Annotated in this window: 4 protein-coding genes; all 4 read right to left on the bottom strand. The window is 41.4% G+C overall.

The window, feature by feature from the left end:
* Positions 1–134: 134 nt before the first annotated feature.
* A complete protein-coding gene (locus ASG38_RS04065; RefSeq protein ID WP_056067430.1) occupies positions 135–1,154 on the bottom strand; it encodes an RHS repeat-associated core domain-containing protein in 1,020 nt (339 codons plus the stop codon).
* 151 nt (positions 1,155–1,305) lie between these two features.
* Positions 1,306–1,704: a hypothetical protein gene (locus tag ASG38_RS04060; RefSeq protein ID WP_056067428.1), complete on the bottom strand. Its 399-nt coding sequence runs from the start codon at positions 1,702–1,704 to the stop codon at positions 1,306–1,308.
* On the bottom strand, positions 1,701–2,150 hold the full coding sequence (locus ASG38_RS04055) for a hypothetical protein (protein ID WP_056067426.1): 450 nt from the start codon (positions 2,148–2,150) through the stop codon (positions 1,701–1,703). Before ASG38_RS04055 ends, ASG38_RS04060 begins: the two co-directional genes overlap by 4 nt.
* A gap of 483 nt (positions 2,151–2,633) precedes the next feature.
* A partial coding sequence (locus ASG38_RS04045) for an RHS repeat domain-containing protein (protein ID WP_304437726.1) occupies positions 2,634–5,475 on the bottom strand: 2,842 nt, incomplete at its 5' end.

Below are 5,475 nucleotides of genomic sequence, written 5' to 3'. Positions count from 1 at the left end.
GTCACTAATATTCAAATAGGGTCTTTTTAGTATTCTGTGTGCGAAAACTATTGAGCCAAATAATGGTATTATCGTAAAGATACTCCAGAAATAGGCATTCCCTGTAATTTTACTTTTAATCATTTTCTGTATTTTTAATATAATCCATCATACATTTCGTATGTTCCCATTTGTTCGTCTAGCATATCTCCTAGTCCTTTAGCGCCATTTCCCGAGAGATAATTAACGCCCATTGTACCATAATCGGCGATAAACCATACTGCTGCTATTATTGAGCCTACACCAGTTCCTGAAATTGCTAACATAGCACCGTTTACAACATGAGAAGGTTTCAATTCACCCGACAATACAATGTCAGCTCCTAAAGCAATTCCTCCTGCCTTTTGTAGTGTAGTGCCAAACTTTCTAGGTCCAGCAAATTTTTTCACCTGTTTGTTTCTCCAAGCTTTTGCCCCAGGATTTTTCCATTTGTTTTTCCAAGCAAATGAATATCCATTTCCTTTTGTTTTATGCCATAATTCATTGTACTGTAAAAAACCAGAATAGTAAGCAGCAACCGTAGAGGCAGCTCCTATTGTAGTATTTAGTTCCCATACATAAGATTGTAAAGTGTCATTTGAATTTGAATTATTGCCTGGAGCAACACCCCAACTTTCAAAAACTACACCCTCTTCGGTAACATAGGCCAGCTGAAAACTACCATTATCATATCCAAAGGTATAACCATTATTGTCAATTTCCCAATAACCTCTGGTATTATTATAAGATACGGTTGCGCCAGTAAGTCCATAAGCTTCTATATGGGCCATGGCAGCTTTCTTTGTTTCAAAAAGGCCAGTTGGATCAGCCCAAGATACAGGGTTGTTGAATGCAAAACGATAAGGGCTTATGCCGGGAGCCAATTCGCTCAAAACATCCAAACTGTTAAACCTTCCCAGTGCATTGTCATACTGCCTGAAGTCCATTGCCGTCATATTCAGCCCCATCTCGTCCTGTAATTCCCTTACGTTGAACTTGTAGTTATAGGGCAGCACCGGTACCAAAGGCTCAATAGGTCCCGGATCCTTTATCCCCAGGGCACCCCTGTATTCCCTGTGTACCAACAGGTCGGAATTATAGTTGGTGTAGTTTGGACTAGAAGGTGATAATGCCACTCTTCCACTATCTTTGGCTCTATCAACTCTATCGTTTTAAAAATCAAAATAACCTTCGCTATTTTGATTTTTAAAACAATAGAGTCTTGAATATAGATATATTATAAAAACAAACAAACTGCTAACACATTTGACGAATTATAGATGATAATTAATTTATCTTTTTAAATTCCAAGTTCCCTAATCTCATTTTTAAGATTTCTTTATCGAATTGATTTCTATTTAGTGGACCAACTATACTATCGTCAGGGAAAACAGTTTGATTATTACTTAATATAGGAACGATGTAATAATTTAATTTTTTTTTGTTTTCAACATCCATTTGTTTTACCAAAATATATTGCCCATTCTTACAATATGCAACAACTTTTGGAGGAACAATACAAATAGAGTTTCCGTCTTCGAGTTGATAACCTAAACAGGATTCATTTTCGGTATCTACAGCAAAAATATGATATTTTCCAACAATTTGCTCATCCCTAACAAAGCCACAACAAAGAAAACATTGGCTTAAAAAAAATGTTAATATTAATGAAATAGTTTTTTTCATGATTTAATTTTATTGAGTTTAGAATAATCAACATTTACACTGAATTGGTATCTTTGATGGGCATTGCTACCTGGTCCACCTGTGTCATACGAAGGCAATAGGTGGTAAGCGAATGATGTCATTGATGTCGTATTTGTAATAACTATTTCTAAATATCCTCCTGAACCCATTGAATAAGATCTGAAATAAATGTTAACATTGTAACTGCCCACAAACTGCTCAATCGGATCAAAACCAGCTTGAAAAAGTCCTTTGAGTCCAAATGATACACCGTAATCTTCTACTTTTGCATTTTTCAAGGTTGTTGAATTTTTATATTTATTATAGAAGTAGTTTAATGCAGCCTCTACGCCTTTTGCATTTTTAAATGACTCCGCTATTTCATCACTATTAAAAGTATTATAAGTCGATTTCCCGAATCCTCCCGTAATCCATTGTAAGAACATGCTACTGGCCGTTTTTGCCTTTTTTTCCCAATTATCGGAATCAGATTTTTTTAGAATAAAAACGCCGAATCAAATTGTCCGGCGTCTTGTGATTTATTTAATGGGTTTTTGTAATCATATTGGTTGTAATTAATAATTCTATTTTACCACATTGACATTGCTAATAGAGATATAATGATTAAAATCAGTACAATATTAATTAAATAAACTAAAAAAGTTTCAAGTTTAAATGTTTTATGAAATTTGAAAATTATAGAATAAAGCATCAAAAGTATATAATTGAAAAGTATAAGATTGCTTAAAAAACTTATCCCTCTTAATAGAAACTGATCTACCGATATTATTGAGTTTGAAATTTTATTATTTGTAATAATTTTCTCCAAACCATACCCACTGCCAAAAAGAATAAACCTGTCGTTATTATTTATTAAATAAGTGGCATTAAAAATGATTACAAAAGAATAAAACATGAAAGCTCTTCTATCATTTTTCAATTGATACAGAAAATAGTTTACCTTTTTCATAAAAATATAATTTATTGTCGTTAATAAATCCGGAAGTATATATCTTGTTTTTTATAGATTCTGAAACACCTGTTAGTTCAAAATTATATCCTTTCATATTTCCGATACTCCCAGGTGTTAATACAAGTTTTGCATTTTTTTTGATACCTGCTATTCCTCCTGCTAGTGTCCGGTCTATTGTTAATTCTCCATGTGAGTTCATCGTTGCTTCATTAATTAATAAGCCAATCTTGGAATTAAGAAAATCTAAATCACCTCCATCTATATAATCTCCATTTTTCATAGCTTTGAGTAATTTTCCAATTATAATTTCAGCATTGTCATTTTTAGTTATACCAGCACTTTTTTTAGTAACCTTCTTTCCTTCCTGATCACCATATTTGTATATGTGGTTTTGTATTATTAACCCTGCACCTGAAGTTCCATATGTTAAGGTAACCGGGGGCATTAGATTATCGTAGAAGGTACCAAAACCATCAATTCCGACAAAGCCAGTATTGCTTGAGGATGATTCAGAATAAAACAGGCCGCTCCCGTCATTCTGCCAAAAACTATTTGTGCCGGCCGGGGTATTGTTCCACATTGCATTAATCATCGGTCCACCCTGTATCAAACCCATTGGGTCGCTGAAAAATATAGGATTGTTTCCTGAGAAATGATATGGTGTATATGAATATTGCATTTCGGCTAGTGCATCCAAACTGTTAAACCTTCCCAATGCATTGTCATACTGCCTGAAGTCCATTGCCGTCATATTCAGTCCCATCTCGTCCTGTAATTCCTTCCCGTTGTACTTGTAGTTATAGGGCAGCACCGGTACCAAAGGCTCAATAGGTCCCGGTTCCTTTATCCCCAGGACACCCCTGTATTCCCTGTGTACCAACAGGTCGGAATTATAGTTGGTGTGCTTTAGCCCATATGGATAGTAATGGTTCTCTTCCAGTATCTTCAGCTCTGTGGGCGAGGCCGGGTCCTGCGCATAGGAAAGCCTGATGTTGCCCAGGTGGTCGGTATAGTTGTATACATAGCTGTAGGCTGTGGTCCCGTTGACTACCGTAGCCCTAACATAGCCCTCGGACGTTGGGAAGAACTGTAACCATCCGTCCCTGTACTGGAACCCGTCCAGATAGTCTATAGAGCCTATTTCCATCAGGTCCCTGCTGTTAAGGTTCTTCCTTACCTTTTTTCCGTTAGCGGTATAAAGATAGTCTATTTTTCGCTTTAGCGAACCGAAAGTTATCTTTGTGGGAAGGTTAAGCTGATTGTAGAGTATTTCCGTGATGTTCTTGTTCTGGTCTGCGGTCATGTTCCCGAAATCGTCATAGGCATAGTCGTCCACGGGATCGGTAATCCCGTCGCTGTCGTCGTAAAAGCCCTGCGGGCTTAGGGAAGCGTCCATCACCTTGCGCAGCATGTTCGGTTTTTGCGGGTCGTAGGTATAGGTAAGAATGTCGATGCCCTGCCCAATGGCCCCGTCGCTGGCCCCGTTTCTCTGCAGCCCTTTTATGTTTCCGTTCCTGTCGTACTGCACGTCCTCATTATAGGAATGCGTTGCCGCCCCTTCCTTCTGGTAGAAGGACCGGGTAAGCCTGTTCATGGCATCGTAGGCATGGTCGTAGCTCCTGAGGTAGTTGTCGCTGGCCGCCTTCCAGAAGGTTTCGGCTATGTTCCCGTTATAGAGGGGCTTTACCTCATATCCGGTGGTGTTCTCGACCCGGTCATAGTTTATCCTGAAGGCGAACAGGTCCAGAGGGTCCCCCGGTTTTGAAAGCGTTCCCGTATCGTTGATTCCTTTCAGCCATCCGCGTACGGTATAGGCATAGTCTACCTTCTGGAAAGGACTGTTCCCCGAAAGGTCCTGTCCGCCCGTCTTTTTGGAGATGAGCTGGCCCAGTTCGTCGTAGGCATTCATCGAGAGGAGTTCCGTAGGATTGTTGTTGACCTTGTGGGTACGCGAAAGGAGCCTGTCCTGGCTGCTGTATGCAAAGTCTTCACGTACCGTGAGTGCGGCATCCGCGTTGGTGCGCTTGTGTTCGGTTACCGTATAGAGTACCTTTCCGAAAAAGTCGAGTTTCGTGTCGGCCTGGGTATATCCTCCCATATGGTTTAGGGTACGGACACGCACAGGCCTGGCCTTATGGTCGTACAAGTTATAGGAAAGTTCCCCCGCCACGGCAGTGGAGGCTTCCGGAACCCTTGTCCAGAAACCTGTCGGCAGGCCCTTTGGCAGTACCGTGAGGTTGTAGTATACCGGCTGCCCTTCCACGTCAGGGAAGGCTGCAGGCGCTCCCGGGAAGGAATAGTCGTCATAGTAGTTTACCGTGAGCACGTGCCATCCGGAACCGGTAGGCCATGCCTGGTTGGTATAGCGGAAGGCCACGCCGTTCACGGTGTTGTCCGATGCGGTTTTGGCCTCGCTCAGATTGGATGTCTGGGCGTTTCGTGCCGCCTGCAGGGTGTTCCTTTCGGCACTTGTCACCGAGGCCTGCATCCATCCGGTATAGGCAACACGCCCGAACACGTCGTATTTGGTAAACAGCCACCCGGATGCGGTAATGTCATTGAAGGGCGAGAGTGCCGGGCCCGTGGCAATAACACGGTCCAGATTGTCATAGATGATAAATTCCCACTGCCTGCCCGGAAGCTTCTTTTCCACGAGCCTTTTCTGCTCGTCATAGCGGTACTGGTAGCAGAGCCCGTCCAGGTCTGCCTGGCTTGTGCTCCCGTCGGAGAGCGGAGGGAGCACGAAGGCGAGGTTCCCGAAATCGTCATAGACATAGTAGGTGTCGTGCCAGCCTTCC

The sequence above is a fragment of the Flavobacterium sp. Leaf359 genome, assembly GCF_001423985.1.
Taxonomy (GTDB): domain Bacteria; phylum Bacteroidota; class Bacteroidia; order Flavobacteriales; family Flavobacteriaceae; genus Flavobacterium; species Flavobacterium lindanitolerans.
The sequence above is the reverse complement of the archived record's forward strand: the minus strand, read 5'-3'. Positions and strand labels throughout refer to the sequence as shown.

Bases quoted from the DNA above. Each gene is read 5' to 3' on its own strand.
- ASG38_RS04055 (WP_056067426.1), bottom strand. From the start codon at position 2,150: ATGTTCTTACAATGGATTACGGGAGGATTCGGGAAATCGACTTATAAT.
- ASG38_RS04060 (WP_056067428.1), bottom strand. From the start codon at position 1,704: ATGAAAAAAACTATTTCATTAATATTAACATTTTTTTTAAGCCAATGT.